Here is a 19,758-nt window from a genome sequence, read left to right as displayed (position 1 = left end):
TTTCTTATGAATTAAAATTCGCAATCCAATTTTGAAGTTTTTCTTTATCAGGAGAAACTCTTTTTTTCATACCCAGGATTTTTTCTTCTGCTTTTTGATAATCAAAGAATTTATCAAAGGTTCTAAAAACGGGTTTGCCTTTTCGAGTTTGGCCTGCCATGACTGTCGCCCATGCCTGCATATGAATTTCATATTGTCGATCTAATTGCTTTAATTGATAGGCTTTCATACGTAACTCGTAATCAGGAATTGTCAATCGGTCGATTTCATCAAAATTTTCAATTTTCAAAAAACGCAAACAATTTAAGCGTACTTGTTCATAAACTTCATCAAAATCTATATTTTTTACGCTTGTGCTTCTTCCAACATCTTGTTGGTCATCATCCCGGTATATTCTGACTTTTTTAGCTCATTGATCACATCTTCAAACAATCCTTTTGTACCATTCTGTTCAACGTAATCTTCTAAAAATTTGACCGTCATTCGAGGTTTTTCTGTCATATTGGCAATCAGTAAGACTTCAAATAATGTATCCACATCAGATAATAGAAGATTTGAAACAATTGCTCCAACTCCTAGTTTTAACTGCATGCCGCCACGTTCTACTGAATAACGTTTGTTGATTTCTTTTAAGAATCCGTAACCAAATCTACAATCAAATGTTTTTTCGTTCATTGCTAATTCCATGTCTATTCCTCCTGATTTTGAAAGAGGTTAGTAATACTAACCTCTTGAATTGTGTGCTTTCATAAAAATAATTATGGCGTTGCTTCCACTTTCACAGTATCTTTAAACTCATAATCTCCGCCTTCAGAAGTATCAAGTTCTAATGAAGCAAAACCATTCTTACCAGCGCCTTCAATCGCCCATTCTAGCGAGTATTCCACTTTATTTTCTGCTGAATCCGTTTCTTCAAACGAGGTAAAGAAGCCTTCAAAGTATTTCGCTTTAAACTTGCCTTCATTTGCTCCTGTGCCAACTTCTTTTGTGTTGATGCGCCAAATTTGGACACGTTTATTTTCATCCATAGCTGTTTCTAATTTATCGATTTGTGTGGAACCAATTTTATATAATGTTGTTGCTGTAACCGTTGTTTCTGTTGCTCCTGGCGTAACTACGCTGCCATCTTTTGTAACAGTTGATTCGCTTTCTTTCGATTTTGAATACCCATTTTCTGTGCTGTAGGCTAAGCCCCACGCACGTTCATTTCCTTCGTCTTCTGCTAAACGAAAACGCCATACTACATCTACTCCACTTAATGCTGTCATCTTTTTTCCCCCTCAGATAATTTACCGCTGTTTTGATTGTTTACTTGGTTGTACGATCGTTTTAATTGAGATGCCAGTTGATTTTTTTGTCGTTGTTCTGTTTTCACTCTTTTTTGCAGCTTTTTGATAACCTTTAATTGTTTTTGGATCGCCTTATCATGCTGCTCAATCGTTACATACTTATTTGAAATATCGATCATTTATCTTTTGACATCTCCTCTCATTTAAAGTCACGGGCGACTATAGTTAGTCAAATCTAAGCAGCGATATGACTTGATGAACCTAGTATACAAGGAATCCACATGTTAAAACTCCCAGCTTCCTTTCAATTATGTCCCAAATTTCTGTCACATTTCTTGCACTAGACGAATTTCCCTAATCATTCCTTGTTCCTATGGTAAAATAATGACAGAAGTATCTGTCATGAAAGGGTGTGGTGTCATGTTTTTACAAAAATATACCAATGATTTTGCAGAGTTGATTCATCACTATCAATTAACTGAGGAACAACTGCTTTACACTGGAACACCAGAAATGCCGATTAAAATTGCTCAGACAAACCATTTTATTCATCCTGTTTTAGCCATAGAACAAGGACAATTGACGAATTTTTTTGTTTTAGATCAAAAAAAAGATGTTGCTTTGTATACAACAAATGAGCGTGCATTGTTACTTAGAACCTTTTCAACAGACCAACGCTACCAAGGTCAAGGCCATGCAAAAGAAGCATTACGTCTATTACCAGATTTCATTCAACTTCATTTTCCAAAAGCAAATGAAGTTATCCTTGCTGTCAATACACAAAATAAACCTGCTCAAAGACTTTATGAAAAAGCTGGCTTTCACTATTTAGATAAAACGGTTCAAGGAGAATTCGGACCATTATATATTATGAGTAAGAAAATCAATCAAAAAAGGGAAGGTGATGATTTAAATGAAAAAAATCATCGAAAATGAACGCCTCTACTTGCGGGAATTGACGCTTGATGATTTCGAAGATTTATGCTTGATTTTACAAGATGAAGAAACAATGTATGCTTATGAATCCGCATTTACAAAAGAAAAAGTCGAAGATTGGTTACGTTGGAATATGGAAAGTTATCGAAAGAACAGGTTTGGGCTATGGGCTATTATTGATAAACATACTTCAGCGTTTATCGGTCAATGCGGCATCGTTTTATCAGACGTTGAGGGAGAATCATTATTAGAAGTTGGTTACTTGGTCAATAAACATTATTGGAACCTCGGCTATGCGACTAGTGCAAGTCAACTGTGTATTCGTTATGCTAAAAACAAACTACATGCAAAGAAAATTTGTTCTATCATCCGAAATACAAATCGTTCCTCGCAAAAAGTAGCAGAAAAAAATGACATGACCATTATTCAACAATTTGATAAAGATTATTCTGGACAGCCAGTTAGACATTTTGTGTATAGTCTTGATTTAACGAAGAAAATAGTAGGAGGAAGTAGATGCCGATTTTAAAAACAAAAAGTGCGACTATCTATTATGAATCGCAAGGAAGCGGACCCCATATCTTATTAATTCATGCTGGCATCGCGGATTCACGAATGTGGTCCTACGAATTTCAAGCCTTAGCTACACAGTTTCACGTGACTAGATTTGATCTTCCAGGCTTTGGTCAAAGTTCATTTACAGGGGAAGTTTTTTCTTATACAATGATGATTAATGAGTTATTGGATCATTTAGCTATTGACCAAACATACCTTTTTGCAGCGTCATTCGGCGGAAAACTAGCATTAGATTTTGCTATTGAAATGCCTAATCGTACGCTAGGTATGACTCTTCAATCACCAGCAATCGGTGATTGGGCTTTTTCAGATGAATTACAGCAATATGATGCTCAAGAAGAAGAACTATTAAATCAAAAATCATATGAACAAGCTGCTCAGTTAAACTATGAAACGTGGATTCTTAGAAACCGCCAACCTGATACGATTGATAGTCAATTAAAGGCATTAATTATCAATATGCAAATGACTGCTTTTACTAAGCTGGAAATAGAGTTGCCCGTTGAAGAGACACCAGATTCATCGAAACGCTCATCTTGTTTGGATCAACTATGTGTTCCTACATTGGTTCTGATCGGAAGTGAAGACGTTCCGGATTTTCAACAAATAGCCGATTTTCTTCATAAAACAATTCCTTTAGCAGAAAAAATCATTGTTCCTCATGCAGCACATTTAGCCAATTTGGAAGCACCTGTATTTGTTGAACACTCAGTGATTCCCTTTTTTTCCAAGCTAATTGATAATCATTAATTTTTTAAGAAAGTAGTGAATTACTTGTTATTCTTAGACCATAGTCCAGATTTAAGTCCCATTGATTTAGACATTTATAAATATATCGCATCTCATATTGATGAAGTCGTTTATATGAGAATTCGTGAGTTAGCCAAGGAAACTCATAGCAGTACAGCTAGTATTTTACGTTTTTGCCGTAAATTCGGTTGCGAAGGTTTTTCTGAATTTAAAATAAAATTGAATATCTATCGCAAATCTTTAACAGAACCACTCACAACTCACGCTGTAGATGAAACTTCATTCACTAATTTTATTCAACGATCTACAGAAACATTTTACCAAGAACGAATGCAAGCGGCTGCGAAGTTATTAGCAGAAAAAGAGTTGGTGCTATTTATCGGGACAGGTTCGTCAAAAATCATTGCAGAATATGGAGCATTATATTTTTCTTCTATTTTTAGTATGGCTTTTCATATTGAAGATCCAATCAATCATCCTGTAAATTTCTTCAATAAAAGTATCGCAAAAAATGTGTGTGTAATTGCTCTTTCTGTTAGCGGTGAAAATGAAGCTATTATTCACTATTTAAATCACTTTATTAGTAATGACTGTTCGATCATTTCGATTACGAATAGTGAAAAATCTCCGATTGCATCGCTTTCAGATGTAAATATTCCTTATTATATTTCGACTGAACGGATTGGTGATAGTGATATTACTTCCCAGGTTCCAGCACTTTATACTGTGGAATATTTAGCAAAAGAAGTCCAAAATCTGCAAGTAAACTGACAATCGCTTATAGGGAGGGTAGTAGAACTAATCAGTTGTTCTACTACCCTCCCTATAGATTTTATTTTGCAATTAATTTGAATAATACGTATATGGGTAAACTTTACTACCAAAAGTGATTAATATCGTTTGGTATACTTTCTCCAAGTACAAAGACATTGCCATGCACTTTAACAGATTGATACGTGTCCTCTAAATTTCCTTTTATTTCATGCTTACCCACTTTAGTAAAACAAAGTCTCATTTCACCCTTATTTATTACTAAATAATCACTTTAAAAAGTGGAGACACCATTTCATACTTTACTGATTTCATGTATTTCTAACACTTACTATACTTACTTCACAGGAATCGTATAATATACACTCGTTTGGTTAGGGAATGGCTTTCCAATTTGATTATTCAGAGAACCAATAGAAGTAACGTTAAGTTTAACTTCTTTGATATCACTTGGTAAGTTTTCCCAAACCACTTTATTGCCTGTTTGAGTATAACCTGGTGTTGTCTTACCTCCATATAAATCATCTACAACCGTAAATGGTTTATTATCGATATCTAGTCCTGGCATAGTAACTTCTAAACGACCATTGACAATAGGCTGTGCTGCCATCTTAACTTTTTGTCCATGAGGTCTCCAAACGGATTCATGGTTATTCATTTGTAAACCAAACCACTCCAATCCTCCCCAAAAACCTGACTTTCTTATATTAGAGAAATCATCAATATGATTAGCCATCAGTTCCAAGTGTAAAATATGTCTGAATTCTCGTTTGTTATCTCTAAGAATCGCTATTGCGTTATTATCCAACTCATTGGCTGATAGCAACAAATGACACATCACTGTGGGACTATACTTTCCAAGTTCGATCAATGGTGAAATATCCTTGATTTTGTTGTGCTGTAATTGAAGATTGTCAGTATAACGATTTGTCTTCATTCTAGCAAACGGTGTTAAATCTTCAATTTCATTTGACTGCAAGAAAATAATTTTTGGCTGTAGATATTCAATACCTGTTATATCTTTAACGCCTTTGCCTTGCGCTTCCAGCATATAATTTTTTACAGCCAACTCTTCTTCCGTTACAAAAGATTCAACGGTTCGCCCACCACCTAAATAACCAGCAACTACTTGAGCTAAGTTAGGATCTGGGAAATAATCTTTGATTCTTTTTTGTTCAACTACATTGACAGGGAAACTAACTAATTCATTGCCATTTTCATCATAAGTTACAATGTTTACTTCTGCTCCACTATAAATATTGCCTTCGCCTAATATAGAGAATTTACCTGTTTCATCAATCTGTACTTCAGTACTATCGTCAACAATAGTGTCTACTTCTAATCGAGCATATTTTACCTTGGCTAAACCTTTTCCTGTAAAGGTTCCTGTAACTTCTTTATCTTTGTTTAAAACAAACGGCTTGATATCAGCTTTTAAATCAAATGCTACAACAGGAAGTTTTTCGCCAACAGCTCCTTTACGATTCCCTTTATAAGGAATAATTTTAACGTTTGCCGTCTCATCATAAATAGTGTACATATCTATAGGTACTTTGATTTCACCATTTACAACAGGGGTTTTTGGTACTAAGCTCTGTGTTTGCAACACACCATTTCCGTCTACATATTCCTCAACAACTTCGATAGCGGTCACCGTACCAATTACTTTTCCAGTGATTACATCATCAAACAACATATATGAGTCCAAATTCCATTGCACTGAGAACACTTTCAACGTTACCAATACACGTTCTCTCACCTTTTCACCTTTAACATTTATAGCTTGTATCTCTACTTTATCTGTTTCTTTGATTGTTAAATCATCAGTTGGCACTTCAAATCTTCGTATTGTTTTAATTGGAGCCTCTTTTTTTAATTCATCATTGACAAAAAGTTGAACTGTCGCTATTTCATCAAACTCCTTAGGATTAGTTACACTTTCAATTGCTCCTTGAATAGCCGTATCTAGTCCTACCTCGTAAGTTTGCGGCTTAAGACGAACAAACGGACTAATCGCTCTTCCTTGTATTTCCTTCGTTTCCTCTGATATCTTATTCTCCTCTGCATACACTTGTTCACCTGAGTGAAAAAGTAATAGTGCACTAAAACAAACCATACTACCCAAAATAACTTTCTTTAATTTCATCACTTTCTCTCCTTCTTCTAGTTTTGATTGAATCTCATCCAATCATCTAAATAGTAATATATAAATGATTTTAAATCAACATTTTTATCTAAAAGAAAAAAATATTTTTCTTAATATCTAAAATAAAGGAAATTTTCACAAAATAAAATTAAAGAGTACAACTTTTTAAAACTAGTAACATTTTCTTTTATTCAATGAAATTCGCATACTCTAACGGAATTTCCAACAATGATAATACTAGACATCATTTAAGAATTCTGGAATAAGAAGCAATTTTTCTTCTAAATTGTTTTCAACCTATGCCTAGATAATCTAATAACTGCACGAAACAATATTAATTTGAGCACATTTTTCATAAACTTCTTCTATGACTAAAAACTATTATGCCCTTCCACTTTTGTAACAGTTAATAACAAAAATGCAGAGAAAAAATAAAATTTTCTCTCTGCATAGATATAGTTTATTTAAAAAAATTTGGTAAATACGCTTTATGTGCTTCCAACAATTCATCCATGACTTCTTTAGCGACATCTCCACTTGTAATCAACGGATTCATCGTGAAGGATTGCAATAAAGTCCCATAATCACCAGTTACAGCTGCTTCAATGGTTAATTCTTCCATTGATTTCATTACTTGTAATAAACCACGCTGTTGTGGTTTAAAGCTGCCAAAGTTATAAGGAACTGGTCCTTTACCAGTAATCGTACAGGTTACTTCTACAGCACTTTCAGCTGGTAAATCAGTGATGGTTCCATTATTTCTAGTGCTGACCGTCATTGTTGTGCGTTTATCATTATAGATAGAATTAATGATTTCACACGCAGCATCACTATAACGGGCACCACCTCGTTCTGCTAATTGTTTAGGTTTGTAATCTAAATTAGGATCTTTGTATAGTTCAAACAATTCATGTTCAATCTCTTTTACTTTTTCAGCACGTGTGCCGTTGTTTTTGAAGTCTTCTAATTCTTCAGCTAACATTTTATCTGTATAGTAGTAATAATTATGATATGGACATGGAACCATGTGTAGGTTTTCCACCTGTTCCCAAATCAAATTATTGTCTTTAATATTCGCTACAATTGATTTGGCATCCTCTTGTCCATACATCACTTTAATCAGCTCATCTGTGCGGTCGTTTCCATTTTTATCTGTAATGGTGTGCCAGTGCAGATGATTGATCCCAGCAAATTGGAAAAATAGATCTCGATTATTTTCGCCTAATAATTCTGCTTCTTCAAAAACAGCATTGACTGGAATATTGCATAAACCAACAACTTTATCCCAGTTACCATAACGTAAAACAGCTTCTGTAACCATCCCTGCTGGATTTGTAAAGTTAATCAACCACGCATTTGGACACAACTCTTTCATATCTTCCACGATATCTAAAATTACTGGAACTGTTCTTAATGCTTTAAAAATACCGCCTGCTCCATTAGTTTCTTGACCAATCATGCCATGGCTTAATGGGATTCGTTCATCCAAAATACGTGCATCCAAAAGCCCTACACGTAATTGTGTTGTGACAAAATCAGCATCTTTTAACGCTTCACGACGATCCAAGGTTAAGTGAACTTCACAATCTACTCCTGCAGCTTTAACCATGCGTTTCGCCATTTCACCAACAATTTCCAATTTTTCTTTTCCTGCTTCAATATCGACTAGCCATAACTCACGAATAGGTAATTCATCATAGCGTTTGATAAACCCTTCTACGAGTTCAGGTGTATAACTTGATCCTCCACCAATTGTAACGATTTTAATTCCCTTTGACATTTTATTTTCCTCCTATGCATGTTTCTTTGACTTAAGTATATCGACTGACTCACTTAATGTATATGGCTTTTCAATCGCTTGTTACATATAAAAAAAAGTGTAACTCGTTTCAAACTAGTTACACCTTGTTACAATTCTATTTGGATGTCTGAAAATTTCACGAGTATCTAGCGTAATTTCTTTCGTTTTTTAACAATGTAAATTGTTAAAATTGCTGCTAAAATTAATGCCCCTAGTATTTGTAATAAACGTTTGCTTTGTTCACCGAGTAAAGGGATTGATTTTGATTTTTCAGTTTGTGTAGGATTGGTTACAGAAGTAAATTCTTGTTTAATATAAATACATTTCACCACTTGATCATCTCCAGAGAAATTGCCTGAATGCTCATCTTTGATTTCTTTCAAGGCGTATAACGGTATTTCTTTAACATCAACGGTATATGTTTGTCCGAATAAACCATTTTTAATCATTGGCTCAGCTAATTCATTTCCATTCTCGTCTATATAATAAATTGTAACTTTTGAATCCAATGTCTTATTTGAATTGGAATTGGAATTTGAGGTGCCATTTGAATTAGATGTATCTTTGTCTATCGGTTTATATGTGTAAACAATTGATTGATTTTCTAGTTTGAAAGCTCCTTTTGGTTCGCCTTGTATATTGAGAAGTTTGTATCCATTAATTTCTTTTGGTTCAAATTGGTATTCTTCACCGAATGCTCCTTGTTTAATTATCGGCTCTTCTAGATCATTACCATCCTCATCCTGATAATAAGCCGTAGCGACGCCATTTTCCTCAGTATTTTTAGAATAGATAAAACGTACTTCTTTTGGTTCATTGGTGAATTGCCCTGAGGCCTCTCCCTGGACTTCTTTCAAGGTATAGCCATCAATCTCCTTTTGAGGAATAGAGTACGATTCTCCAACCTGTCCTGTAATGACGTCATTTTCTAAGAGTGGCTGCTCATCTTCAGAAAGATAGCGAGCTGTTACAGAAGAATCTACAGGATCAGGAATTTCTTCTATCCCATCATTATCTAGTAAATGTCCTAACTTAAAATAGGCATTTTCACGCATTTTTACATCAAAATGAACCGTAATGACATATGTAGTATCTTCTTCTGGAATAATTGTTTTTTTGTACTCTTTATCATACGGATAGGGTTCCATTTCTGAGTAAATTGTCTCACCGTTGAAATCAATCCATCCTCTTTGGGCTACATTATATTTCATCGCATAGATTAAATCTATCGTATATTTACGCCCTTTTTTCATCGGAATGGCTTTTGTCGCAGTAAATTTTGCGTCTCCGATATTAGCAACATTAGAGATAATCATTTTTTGGTTAATATCTTTATTTATGTGATTTTCGCTGAATACAGAATCTACACCAACCTGCGGAAGATTTGTACTAAAGTCAACTGTCCAACCACTCGTCAATTCAAAGTCCTTACCATTTTTCTGTTCCTCAGCATAACTGATTGAACCTATCGTTAAAAAAAAGGAAAGGATCATCAGTGAAAAGAACACAAAGCTATTTTTCCTCATCTGTTCTATCTCCTATCATATCTATTTTGGTTTCACTAATTTTTTCAGCTTCACTTGATTTTAAGATCTGAGATAAAACAATACATCTTGCTTTATCCCAGATCTCCAAGTTAGATTATTATAAAATTTATTATTGGTTTATGTTTATTTAAAATGAGAAGACACCTTGATAAGCTGTTTCTGATTCCATACCTAGGTCTTCAAATACAGATTTGATTTCTACGGAATCGCCAATCTCTAATTTAAATGGCTTGCCTTCATCATCTTTCAGCTCAATGATAAAGTCACCAGCTTCATCAGAGACTACTTCAAATTGGTATTCTTCTTCACCATGATGAAGAGTTGCTAGGATTTTAGCATTAGGATCTGCGCTTCCTTTTACAAAGTCTTGACCTGCTTGAAGAGATGAAATAGTCGGAACTCTAGGTGCTACAATTGTTTCTGCGGTTTTATTTTGTCCATACTCATCGACTACTTTAGCAGTTATTTTTGTTCCTACAGGATATTCACGTGTTAAGTCTACAGTAAATTGTCCATTTTCATCTGATGTCACTTTGTAAATTCTCGAATTGATTTTGATTTCAACATCGATATTTCCTCTTGTTGTTTCACCAGTTAATTGTGTATCTGAACTTGTAATGGTATCGGTAAATTTAACGTTTAATTCATTCGCATAAACAACACTTGTTGTAGCTGCTTCACTTACATTACCTGCTAAATCTGTAGCAGTCGCTGAAACTTTTGTTCCGAAATCATATTTTTTTTCTAAAAAGATCGTGAAATTTCCTTTTGCATCTGCATGTTCTTGATACGTGTCAGAATCCATTGTCACATTCACCAATGCATTTGCCTCGGCCTTTCCATGGACTTCCTTACTTTCAGTTGTTATTTTTTCTAAGGTTGGAGCTTCTGGAGCAATCGTATCAATCACTTTTGTTTCTGCCTCTTCACTGCGGAGACCTTCTTCTGTGATTTGTGTTCCTTTAATAACTTCATCGTAAATGAATGGACGTTTCGCTGTGACTGAAAAATCCCCATCTTTATTTACTTTACTTGTACCTAAAACTGTATCTGAAGAATCTTTAATTTCAACAGTATTCCCTGATTGTCCTTTGCCAGTGATGACTTTTTGATTCGCTTCAGGTGCGTCCAATAAAGGGGCTTTCAAATCAGCTTTTTCTACAATACCACCTTCGCCTTCTGTATCAAAGGCTAATTTTAAATAGACATTAGAAACTTTCGGAACTTTGTAATCAATAGTAATCACATAATCCATGTCTTTATCTGGGGTAACTGTTTTTGTATATAAATGATCTTTTGCGTCATTTCCGTTTGGATCTGTGCTAGAAACTTTGTCACCATTAAAATCAATTGATCCTGTGCCCGTTTTAGTAAACTTCATTGCGTAGATTAAATTAATTTTGTATTCATGTCCTTTTTTCATAGGAATTTTTTTTGTTGCGTGTAGTGTTGCCTCACCTATATTTGCAGCATTGTTAATTAGCATTTTTTGGTGTATCGTGTCATTGATTCTTCCTTCAAGAAATATGTCTTCTACATGAATGTTTGGCAAACTACTTTCAAATTCAATATCCCAGCCAATCGTTACATCAAATGGATCATTGATTCTATTTTTTTGTAATAGATTAGTATTGCTTGACTGAGTGTCTATTGCTGAAACTTCAGTTGTATTTAATAAAAATACTCCTAAAAGTACTGCAATGGGTATTGTCGTTTGTACTGCTTTTTTCTTCATAAAACACCTCTAATTTTATAGTTATTACTGTACTGTAATCGTGATGACATCGCTATCTATTCCATTACTGGTTTGATACACAGATAGAATATCTCCTTGTTTTAGTCCGCGAACTGGAAGTCTGAAGTTCCCTGATGCGTCTGCTTCTCCTATAAAATATAGACCGTTACTGGAAGATACTTTGATTGTCGCATTCGGATCAGCTGTTCCTGTCAATTCTCTAGAAAGTTCATTAATTGTATTTACAGATGGAATTTTGGGGTAGACAATGACTTTCTTACTCTTTTTTGTGCCGTCAGGGAAAAAGACTGTTACTTCTACTTGGGTTGCTGCAGGATATGTTTTCCCGTTCATATCTATAACAAAATCACCTTTAGAATCCGAGGTTCCCTCATAGATTCGTGCGCGCATGTTTTCAATGCTAACTTCTATTTTGGCATTGGGAATTGTTTTTCCTGTTATGATTGAATCTGATGTATAAATAGGATTAATGCCTATCTCATCATTTGCTGATTTTACAATTGTTTTGGTGCTTTCACTTTTATTTCCTTTTTCATCGGTAATAAACGCTTCTACACCAGTACCAGCCGGATATGATTGGTCTAAGGTAATGGAGAATGTTCCATCACTTCTGACTTTTTCACGGTATTTATCAATCCCCATGATCAAATCGATTTGGGTATTTGGTTCAGCGCTGCCTGTAACAACTGTATCTTTATCTGTAATTTCATTTATTACAGGTTTTTTTAATTCAGTTTGAACAGGTTGAACTTTACTGTAAACAGACTCGCTGCGATTTCCTTGCTCATTTTCTACAAAAGCTTCAATTGATGTACCTGCTGGATAAGCTCTTTCCAATTGAATCGAAAATTTTCCAGATTCAGAAACTGTATTTCGATATTTTTCCTGACCAATAATTATATTAATGGAGGTATTTGGAACAGCTGTACCAGTAACAAGAGTATCTTTTTCCGTCACTGTATCAATAGTTGGCTTTTCTAAGTGTTCAGCTTCTGGTTTAAAAACAGTCACATTAATCGTTTTAGTCGTTGTTAGATTGTTTTTATCTGTTACCGAATATGTGACTAAATAATTACCTTCTTGTGACGTATTGACCATCCCTGAATAGCTGATCAAATTAGAAATATCTTCCCCAGTTTCGTCATAAGCGGAGACACCTTCCATGTAATCAAATGGCGTATTTAAGGGAACTTTGCGATCTGCAGCTTCAATTGTTGGAGGCGTATGTGTTTGTCCGTCTGACACTTGAAAATAGCCTAAAGGATAGCTGTCGGCAATAATTCCAGTAAGCAACCAACGTTCATTTACGCCAAGTAAATAAGTCGTATTTGGTTTTAAACTCCCTGGTTTTAATGTAATATAGGTTTCTTTACCGTGGACATTGATTCGTCCACTGGCATAGTTAATTTTTCCACTCTCATCTAAAATAATCACATCTACATAGCGATCCCAATAACTAGTCTGTTTTGTTACACGAATAGTCGTTGTTCTAATTGATATTTTTCCATCATTCAAAAGATCGCCTTCAAATGTACCGTACTTATACCTATCCCAATTTGCTGATTTTTGAATGTAGGCTTCAGACATACTCGATTTTTCAGATGTTCCTAAGTCAGGTTTTAATCCCATTGAATCGGTAAAATTTTCTTGTTCGTTGATTGTTTCTGCACTTGCTTTCTCTGCTATACTACCGCTTACAAAAAAAGAAATAAATAAAAAACAAAAAACAAAAGTTTTCGTTTTATTCCCTTGACTAAACATTAAACCATTTCCTTTCAAGTGTTTATTTTTAATTTAATCGTTCTTCTACGTTTCCTTCTCCACCTTTCAAACTATCTTAACAACTCATTATTTTATAGATATATAAACAACAATGGAGCTGTTACAGGCTATATTAATATAAACAAAAATAATTGATATGTTCCCTAGTAACATTATGCTACTTTTTTAATCTTATTTAAATCTATTGCTAATTTCGTTAGCTTTTTGTAAAAAATAACAATTAAATAAACAAAAATGTGTTATCTTATTGTATAAGAATGAATTCTAAATTACTTATTTAGGGAGACAAGTATGTTTATAGACGATTTATTTACTTATCACACGCACCTTAAAGAACTAAATTCTAGATTTTTTTTACAATTATCTGAAAAAGAAAAAAATACAACCTTAGTTATCAACGAACACACTAATTTTACGAATAAAATTTTACCTAATCATTTATACTATATTAAATCTGGTTACGTTAAATCCTCAGTGATAGACAAACAAGGAAATCTTAAGTCCTTTGACATATTAGGCCCTTCTGAGTTTTTAGGCTTAAACACTTTATTTCATAGTTCTAAAACAGATAATCCGTGGTTATTCATGTCTCTTGAAGATGTCACCTTAGCTGTAATCCCATTCTTTACATTAGATCCTACAGATAAAAATGTTTTTGATATACTTTATAAAAATTTTTTTCATCAGACACAGAAAATCCATCTTTCTTGGTATTTGTCTTCGTTATCTGGGTATGAACGTGTTTTTACGTCACTCATTTTGCTCGTTCAGCATCTGGGGAAGCAATCGGAAAATTATTTCATATTGCCCAAATTCGTGACTCATTCCCTTTTAGCCGAATTTTCCAATGTTTCTCGTCCTTACGTTACGAAGGTGCTTTTAAAGCTCGAGAATAAACAATTGGTTAGATATCGGCATCATATAATTAAATTTTGTAATAACGATGATATGTTAGCTAAATTCTTGGATGATTTCCTTTTCTAATCTCCTAATAAAACAAATAAACAAGCAGAAAACGTCTCATTTACAACAATTTGAGGCGTTTCCTGCTTGTTCAATTAAATCAATTGTATCCTTTATTCATCAATCATCATACTCATCAGGTGAACATCTAAAAATTCACCATCATCTGTTTTTGCTCCACGAGCCATAATGGCTTCTGTTTTAAATCCAATTTTTTCATAGACATGGACGGCACGCTGATTACGATGTTGTACAGTTAGCTCTAAGCGACGTATAACATTACTAGCTTTAGCCCAATCAATTAACTCTTCCATCATTAAGCTGCCTAGTCCAAAACCCCAGTATTCTTTTAAAATACTGATACCGATTTCGCCAATATGCTCCATTCGTTTTTTTGACGATGCCTTCACTGAAGCTGTACCAATGACTTTTTCATCTGCTAAAGCCACCATCAATACATTATTTGAAGACTCATACAGAGTAGCTAAATTCTCACCCAGCTCTTCTGGTGTCATCTCCATACCTTTTTCATCCATCACGAGATACGGTGTTTCACTACCAATGATTTGTAAAGCGTGTAAAATCTCTGCCGCATCAGCTGGAATTGCTTCTCTAATCGTAAATTCTACTTCTGTCATAGCTATTCCTCCATTTTATGCTTGATGCGTTTTAAGAATTGGTTTGATTTTTCGCCTACTGCTTGAATGGATAGTACTCTTTTTTCCATATCCTCAGAATCTTTTGAAATAGTGATATCTAAGTAATCCGTTGGCAAAAATTCGCCTAATTGTTTTCCCCACTCTACAACAGACAATCCATCCCCTTCAAAATACTCATCTAAACCTAGATCATCTGCACCGTCTTCAATACGATAAACGTCCATATGGTACAAGGGTATACGTCCTTGTTGGTATTCACGAATAATTGTATATGTTGGACTTTTAATCATTTGATCAATGCCTAAACCTAGAGCAATTCCTTTAGTCATGGTGGTCTTTCCAGCACCTAAATCTCCAGAAAGGATAATCGTGTCTCCTGCATTAGCAACTGATCCTATCATTTTTGCTATTTTTTCTGTTTCTTTAGGATTATTGATTAAAATAGTCATGTTTTCACCTACCTGCTTAAGCTTTTCATTGTTCTATGTAGTGTAGTATACCGAATTATGAAGAAAAAAACTAGGGAACCAAAACAAAACGTTTGACGTCTGGTTTTGGTTCCCTAAACATTATCATTAGTTCATTAATGTCTGCGCAGCAGTGATGATCGATAGTTTGTAAATATCTTCTTCATTCGCTCCACGAGACAAGTCAGAAACTGGTTTGTTCAAGCCTTGTAAGATCGGACCAATCGCTTCAAAGTTACCCAAACGTTGAGCAATCTTATAACCAATATTTCCTGATTGTAATTCTGGGAATACAAAGACTGTTGCTTGACCTGCAACAGGCGAATTCGGTGCTTTCAATTGAGCAACAGATGCTACATAAGAAGCATCAAATTGTAATTCTCCATCAATTTCAAGTTCTGGTGCTAAGCTTTTAGCAATTTTTGTTGCTTCAACGACTTTATCAACTTCAGGTGCTTTGGCAGAACCTTTAGTTGAGAAACTCATCATCGCTACTTTAGGTTCAATGTCAAACAATTCAGCTGTTTTCGCACTATCCACAGCAATTTCAGCTAATTCTTGTGCTGTTGGATTTACATTAATTGCACAATCTGCAAAAATGTATTTTTCTTGGTCACGTCCACGAACCATGATCATCGCACCACTTGTACGGCTGATACCTGGTTTTGTTTTGATAATTTGTAACGCAGGACGAACGGTATCTCCAGTTGAGTGGATTGCACCACTTACCATACCATCAGCAATGCCCATATAAGTAAGCATTGTACCAAAGTAATTTACATCTTTTAAAATTTTACGTGCGTCTTCATCTGTGACTTTTCCATTACGACGTTCAACAAATGCTGCAACCATCTCTTCCCATCCATCGTAATTGTCCGGGTCAATGATTGTAAAGTTAGAAGCTTTGATTCCACGAGCATGCGCCGCTTCTATAATTGCTTCTTGTTTACCAATCAAAATTGGTTCCATTAATTCTTCTGCCTTCAAGCGAGCTGCAGCACCAAGAATACGAGGATCTGTTGCTTCTGGAAAAACAATTTTGATGTTACGGCGAATGACTTTAAATTTTAAGCTATCGAATAATTCCACGATATACCCTCCAATGATTATTTATACAATCTAATCATACACCATTCCACAAGAAAATAACAGTTATTTATGGCTGTATTAGTGTAAAAAATGCTGATTCTGATATTGTTTTCACAAACCTGCATTACTGCACTATAACAGAATGTTCTGTTTTATGACACTGTATCAGGCAATTGCCAATTAATCGGTGTTTCTCCCAATTGTTCTAATGCTTGATTTGTTTTTGAGAACGGTTTTGAACCAAAAAAACCACGATGAGCTGCTAAAGGACTAGGGTGTGGTGACTTAATGATGATATGTTTATTTGTGTCGATCATTTTTATTTTTTCTTGTGCTGGCTTGCCCCATAGAATAAATACAATCGGTTTGTCACGTTCATTTAGTTTTTTGATGATCGCATCTGTTAAATTCTCCCATCCTTGCCCACGGTGAGAATATGCCTGACCATTTCGAACAGTCAACACTGTATTCAGTAATAAAACGCCTTGCTTAGCCCAGCTTTCTAAAAATCCATGTGAAACAGGCGGATAACCTAAGTCCTCTTGAAGCTCTTTATAAATGTTCATCAACGATGGTGGTGTACGAACTCCTGGCTGCACAGAAAAGCTTAATCCATGTGCTTGATTTGGACCATGATAGGGATCTTGTCCTAAAATCACGACCTTCACCTCTTCATAGGGTGTAAGCTCTAATGCAGAGTAAATATGGTACATATCTGGATAAATCGTTTGTTGACTGTATTCTCGTTTTAAAAATTCCCGTAAGTTCAGATAATATTCTTTTGTAAACTCTTCTTCTAATACTTCTTGCCAACTATTATGAATAATTTCTTTCATTAGTCGACCTCCTTTGATTTGATAACTGTACTATTTTCCAGCTATTTACTATTAAAACTTCTATTCTGACACTTTTTTTTAACACTTTTAGCATATCGGATTTTTTAGGAAGTGACAAGAGAATTTTTCTGCACTGAAAAGGAAAAAACATGGTAAACTATAAATAAGTTAAATAAACGAGGTGTAGAAAATTTTATGATTAAATTGATTGCTTCAGATATGGATGGAACTTTACTAGATTCAAAAATGGGTATCTCAAAGGACAATGCTTCTGCTATCAGAGAAGCTGAACGCCTTGGTATCGAATTCATGGTCGCTACAGGACGGGCGTATACAGAAGCAAAACCTGCTCTAGACGATGCGGGTATCGACTGTGCGATGATTACACTAAACGGAGCCAAAGTTTTTGATAAAACTGGGCGTACACTTTTTACAGCTGGTATCGAAAAAGAAGTCACACTGCGCATATTAGATATTCTGGATGCTCATAATATTTATTTTGAAGTGTCAACAAACAAAGGGATTTACTCTGAAAAACAAGAAAAAAGAATTGAAAATTTTGCATCACATATTGCAACAACCATGCCTCATTTGACCTATAAAGTGGCAATTGCTATGGCTGCTGCTCATTTATCACTATTAGATATTACTTATATAGACGATATGCGTGAACAAATTAAACAAGACGATATTGAAGTCTTAAAAATCATCGGTTTTAGCATGGATGGTCCAAAAGTTTTAGGTCCTGCCAGCACCCAAATTAGACAGCTACCTGATTTAGCTGTAACTTCTTCCGCTCAAAATAATATTGAAGTCAACCATAGAAACGCTCAAAAAGGAATTGCAGTCGCACAGGTTGCAAAAGATCGTGTTATTTCAGCAAAAGAAGTAATGACTATTGGAGACAATTTCAATGACGTCAGTATGCTTCAATGGGCTGGTGTTAGTTTTGCTATGGGGAATGCGGAATTAGAAGTTAAAGACCATGCCAAATATATCACTTCAACTAATTTAGAAAATGGTGTTGGTGAAGCTATTTTACGGGCAATCAGAGAAGATTTATAATCCTTTAGACTACTGACGAAAGTAAAAACGAAAAGAGGCGATTTGCAGTGTCTGAGTTTTTTATTCAAGAGCAACAATTGAGTAATGTCACAAGAACGATTGTCAAAGATGAAAACGGCCAGTCTCTCTTCTTACTTGTCGGACGTTGGGGAACACGAGGAGATGTTTTGTCCTTATATGCGATGAATGGTGAACTTGTTGCAAGTATTAGACAAACATCTCTTGCTTTTGGTTCACGCTTTGAATTGTATAAGGGGTTTGAAAAAGTTGGTGTTTTACGAAAAGTTCTGAATTTAACGGCTGATTTTTATTATATTCGACATATGCACTGGAGCGTTTTGGGAGACATTAGAAATCATAGTTATTCTATTTATCAGGTAAATCGAAAAATCATGGAAATGAGTAAAGCTACGCTTTTTTCCGGCAATTATTTCAGCTTAGATGTTGTAAATGACGATGATGCCCCTCTATGTATTTGTGTCGCTGCTGTACTAGATTACTGGTTGTACAATAAGACCAAAAAACAGAATAACAAACCAATTGTCGGGTTTGGGACTTGTTAATGTTTCATTAATCTAAAAAATCAGCGAGTTTATTCGCTGATTTTTTTCTGCATATGATCGTACAGATGACCACTGATCATCATTTCCGCAACATCTTTAAATCCTTTGCGGCTGTATAATTTTTTAGCATTTGGATTCCCTTTATCAACACTTAAGCCGATAATTTCTTTCCCATCTCTTTTAGCCATTTGCGGTAAGGCATCTAACAGTTTAGAGCCGATGCCTAAACCGCGATATTTTTCGTCAACAGAAATTGAATCTAAATACCACTCATTCGGTAATGTTTCAGGATCAATAAATAATCTGATTTCTTCATCTAAATTATGTTTACGAAGTACTTTTTTTAGCGGTTCATCGATCGTTGCCTCATCTTCATCTGGATAACCAAAGGCGATTCCCGCTACTTGACCATCGTGTTCATAGACCAAACCTCGCTTATATCCATAACGATAGTCCGGATCTGCCACAGATTCAGCCAAAACCGCTAGAAGGGTTTCTTCTGATACCATTTCCAATAAAGGCAATTCCATATCTTTTAAAATAACTAAAATTAACGGAGCAATCGCTTGCCCGTCTTCTTTTGTTGCAAAACGAATCATTGTTATTCCTCTCTTTCTGTAATGAGTGTATCATTTATTATTACTGACTGCATTACATTCCTCTTTTTTTTAATCTGTTTTAATAATTTGTAGCAGAACAAACGGTATTTGTCAAAAACGACTAATTTTATTTTCAAAAAAAGACACTCAACTGAGTGTCTCT

General features: G+C 34.9%; 21 protein-coding genes. 7 read left to right on the top strand and 14 right to left on the bottom strand.

Annotation, left to right across the window (positions count from 1 at the left end; translation table 11 throughout):
• Positions 1–4: 4 nt before the first annotated feature.
• The 4 genes from A5880_RS11720 to A5880_RS11705 form a co-directional block, all read right to left on the bottom strand.
• Positions 5–289 carry a hypothetical protein gene (locus tag A5880_RS11720; protein ID WP_086330291.1) on the bottom strand — a complete coding sequence of 95 codons (285 nt, stop codon included), beginning with the start codon at positions 287–289 and terminating at the stop codon, positions 5–7.
• 56 nt (positions 290–345) lie between these two features.
• Positions 346–687: a tail assembly chaperone gene (locus tag A5880_RS11715; protein ID WP_086329218.1), complete on the bottom strand. Its 342-nt coding sequence runs from the start codon at positions 685–687 to the stop codon at positions 346–348.
• A 71-nt stretch (positions 688–758) separates the two neighbouring features.
• Positions 759–1,268, bottom strand: coding sequence for a phage major tail protein, TP901-1 family (locus tag A5880_RS11710; RefSeq protein ID WP_086329217.1), 510 nt, complete (start codon positions 1,266–1,268; stop codon positions 759–761).
• Positions 1,265–1,468: a hypothetical protein gene (locus A5880_RS11705; protein ID WP_256924765.1), complete on the bottom strand. Its 204-nt coding sequence runs from the start codon at positions 1,466–1,468 to the stop codon at positions 1,265–1,267. Before A5880_RS11705 ends, A5880_RS11710 begins: the two co-directional genes overlap by 4 nt.
• A 241-nt stretch (positions 1,469–1,709) precedes the next feature.
• On the opposite strand from A5880_RS11705, the gene A5880_RS11700 reads away from it, so the two are divergent.
• Genes A5880_RS11700 through A5880_RS11685 form a run of 4 tightly spaced genes read left to right on the top strand, consistent with a single transcriptional unit; the run spans position 1,710 to position 4,322 of the window.
• Positions 1,710–2,225: a GNAT family N-acetyltransferase gene (locus tag A5880_RS11700; RefSeq protein WP_086330290.1), complete on the top strand. Its 516-nt coding sequence runs from the start codon at positions 1,710–1,712 to the stop codon at positions 2,223–2,225.
• A complete protein-coding gene (locus A5880_RS11695) occupies positions 2,203–2,754 on the top strand; it encodes a GNAT family N-acetyltransferase (RefSeq protein WP_086329216.1) in 552 nt (183 codons plus the stop codon). Before A5880_RS11700 ends, A5880_RS11695 begins: the two co-directional genes overlap by 23 nt.
• On the top strand, positions 2,742–3,551 hold the full coding sequence (locus A5880_RS11690) for an alpha/beta fold hydrolase (RefSeq protein WP_086329215.1): 810 nt from the start codon (positions 2,742–2,744) through the stop codon (positions 3,549–3,551). Before A5880_RS11695 ends, A5880_RS11690 begins: the two co-directional genes overlap by 13 nt.
• Before the next feature lie 24 nt (positions 3,552–3,575).
• Positions 3,576–4,322, top strand: a complete 747-nt coding sequence (locus tag A5880_RS11685) for a MurR/RpiR family transcriptional regulator (RefSeq protein WP_086329214.1) — start codon at positions 3,576–3,578, stop codon at positions 4,320–4,322.
• 337 nt (positions 4,323–4,659) lie between these two features.
• On the opposite strand, the gene A5880_RS11680 is transcribed toward A5880_RS11685, so the two are convergent.
• The 5 genes from A5880_RS11680 to A5880_RS11660 all read right to left on the bottom strand — a co-directional run bounded on the left by A5880_RS11680 (position 4,660) and on the right by A5880_RS11660 (position 13,333).
• Positions 4,660–6,468, bottom strand: a complete 1,809-nt coding sequence (locus tag A5880_RS11680) for an immunoglobulin-like domain-containing protein (protein WP_086329213.1) — start codon at positions 6,466–6,468, stop codon at positions 4,660–4,662.
• 460 nt (positions 6,469–6,928) lie between these two features.
• On the bottom strand, positions 6,929–8,248 hold the full coding sequence (locus tag A5880_RS11675) for a 6-phospho-beta-glucosidase (RefSeq protein ID WP_086329212.1): 1,320 nt from the start codon (positions 8,246–8,248) through the stop codon (positions 6,929–6,931).
• A 167-nt stretch (positions 8,249–8,415) separates the two neighbouring features.
• Positions 8,416–9,795: a MucBP domain-containing protein gene (locus tag A5880_RS11670; RefSeq protein ID WP_086329211.1), complete on the bottom strand. Its 1,380-nt coding sequence runs from the start codon at positions 9,793–9,795 to the stop codon at positions 8,416–8,418.
• A 148-nt stretch (positions 9,796–9,943) separates the two neighbouring features.
• Positions 9,944–11,551: an Ig-like domain-containing protein gene (locus A5880_RS11665; RefSeq protein ID WP_086329210.1), complete on the bottom strand. Its 1,608-nt coding sequence runs from the start codon at positions 11,549–11,551 to the stop codon at positions 9,944–9,946.
• Between the two features lie 24 nt (positions 11,552–11,575).
• Positions 11,576–13,333, bottom strand: coding sequence for an Ig-like domain-containing protein (locus tag A5880_RS11660; protein ID WP_086329209.1), 1,758 nt, complete (start codon positions 13,331–13,333; stop codon positions 11,576–11,578).
• Between the two features lie 312 nt (positions 13,334–13,645).
• Between A5880_RS11660 and A5880_RS11655 the strand changes: the two genes are divergently transcribed.
• Positions 13,646–14,338 (top strand): Crp/Fnr family transcriptional regulator, encoded by a 693-nt coding sequence (locus A5880_RS11655; RefSeq protein ID WP_086329208.1) that lies wholly within the window; start codon positions 13,646–13,648, stop codon positions 14,336–14,338.
• A gap of 92 nt (positions 14,339–14,430) precedes the next feature.
• On the opposite strand, the gene A5880_RS11650 is transcribed toward A5880_RS11655, so the two are convergent.
• The 4 genes from A5880_RS11650 to A5880_RS11635 all read right to left on the bottom strand — a co-directional run bounded on the left by A5880_RS11650 (position 14,431) and on the right by A5880_RS11635 (position 17,368).
• The gene (locus A5880_RS11650; RefSeq protein WP_086329207.1) at positions 14,431–14,955 is read right to left on the bottom strand and encodes a GNAT family N-acetyltransferase; all 525 of its coding nucleotides are present in this window, start codon (positions 14,953–14,955) and stop codon (positions 14,431–14,433) included.
• Positions 14,956–14,957: 2 nt separating this feature from the next.
• Positions 14,958–15,425, bottom strand: a complete 468-nt coding sequence (gene tsaE, locus A5880_RS11645) for a tRNA (adenosine(37)-N6)-threonylcarbamoyltransferase complex ATPase subunit type 1 TsaE (RefSeq protein WP_086329206.1) — start codon at positions 15,423–15,425, stop codon at positions 14,958–14,960.
• Between the two features lie 126 nt (positions 15,426–15,551).
• Positions 15,552–16,532, bottom strand: coding sequence for a phosphate acetyltransferase (gene pta, locus A5880_RS11640; protein ID WP_086329205.1), 981 nt, complete (start codon positions 16,530–16,532; stop codon positions 15,552–15,554).
• A 152-nt stretch (positions 16,533–16,684) separates the two neighbouring features.
• On the bottom strand, positions 16,685–17,368 hold the full coding sequence (locus tag A5880_RS11635; RefSeq protein WP_086329204.1) for a uracil-DNA glycosylase: 684 nt from the start codon (positions 17,366–17,368) through the stop codon (positions 16,685–16,687).
• A gap of 195 nt (positions 17,369–17,563) precedes the next feature.
• Between A5880_RS11635 and A5880_RS11630 the strand changes: the two genes are divergently transcribed.
• Entirely contained in the window at positions 17,564–18,433 is an 870-nt protein-coding gene (locus tag A5880_RS11630) for a Cof-type HAD-IIB family hydrolase (RefSeq protein WP_086329203.1), read from the top strand.
• Positions 18,434–18,480: 47 nt separating this feature from the next.
• On the top strand, positions 18,481–18,996 hold the full coding sequence (locus A5880_RS11625) for an LURP-one-related/scramblase family protein (protein WP_086329202.1): 516 nt from the start codon (positions 18,481–18,483) through the stop codon (positions 18,994–18,996).
• 29 nt (positions 18,997–19,025) lie between these two features.
• On the opposite strand, the gene A5880_RS11620 is transcribed toward A5880_RS11625, so the two are convergent.
• Positions 19,026–19,595 carry a GNAT family N-acetyltransferase gene (locus A5880_RS11620; protein WP_086329201.1) on the bottom strand — a complete coding sequence of 190 codons (570 nt, stop codon included), beginning with the start codon at positions 19,593–19,595 and terminating at the stop codon, positions 19,026–19,028.
• Positions 19,596–19,758 lie beyond the last annotated feature (163 nt).

It is taken from the genome of Enterococcus sp. 4G2_DIV0659, assembly GCF_002140715.2.
Classification (GTDB): domain Bacteria; phylum Bacillota; class Bacilli; order Lactobacillales; family Enterococcaceae; genus Enterococcus_L; species Enterococcus_L mansonii.
The sequence above is the reverse complement of the archived record's forward strand: the minus strand, read 5'-3'. Positions and strand labels throughout refer to the sequence as shown.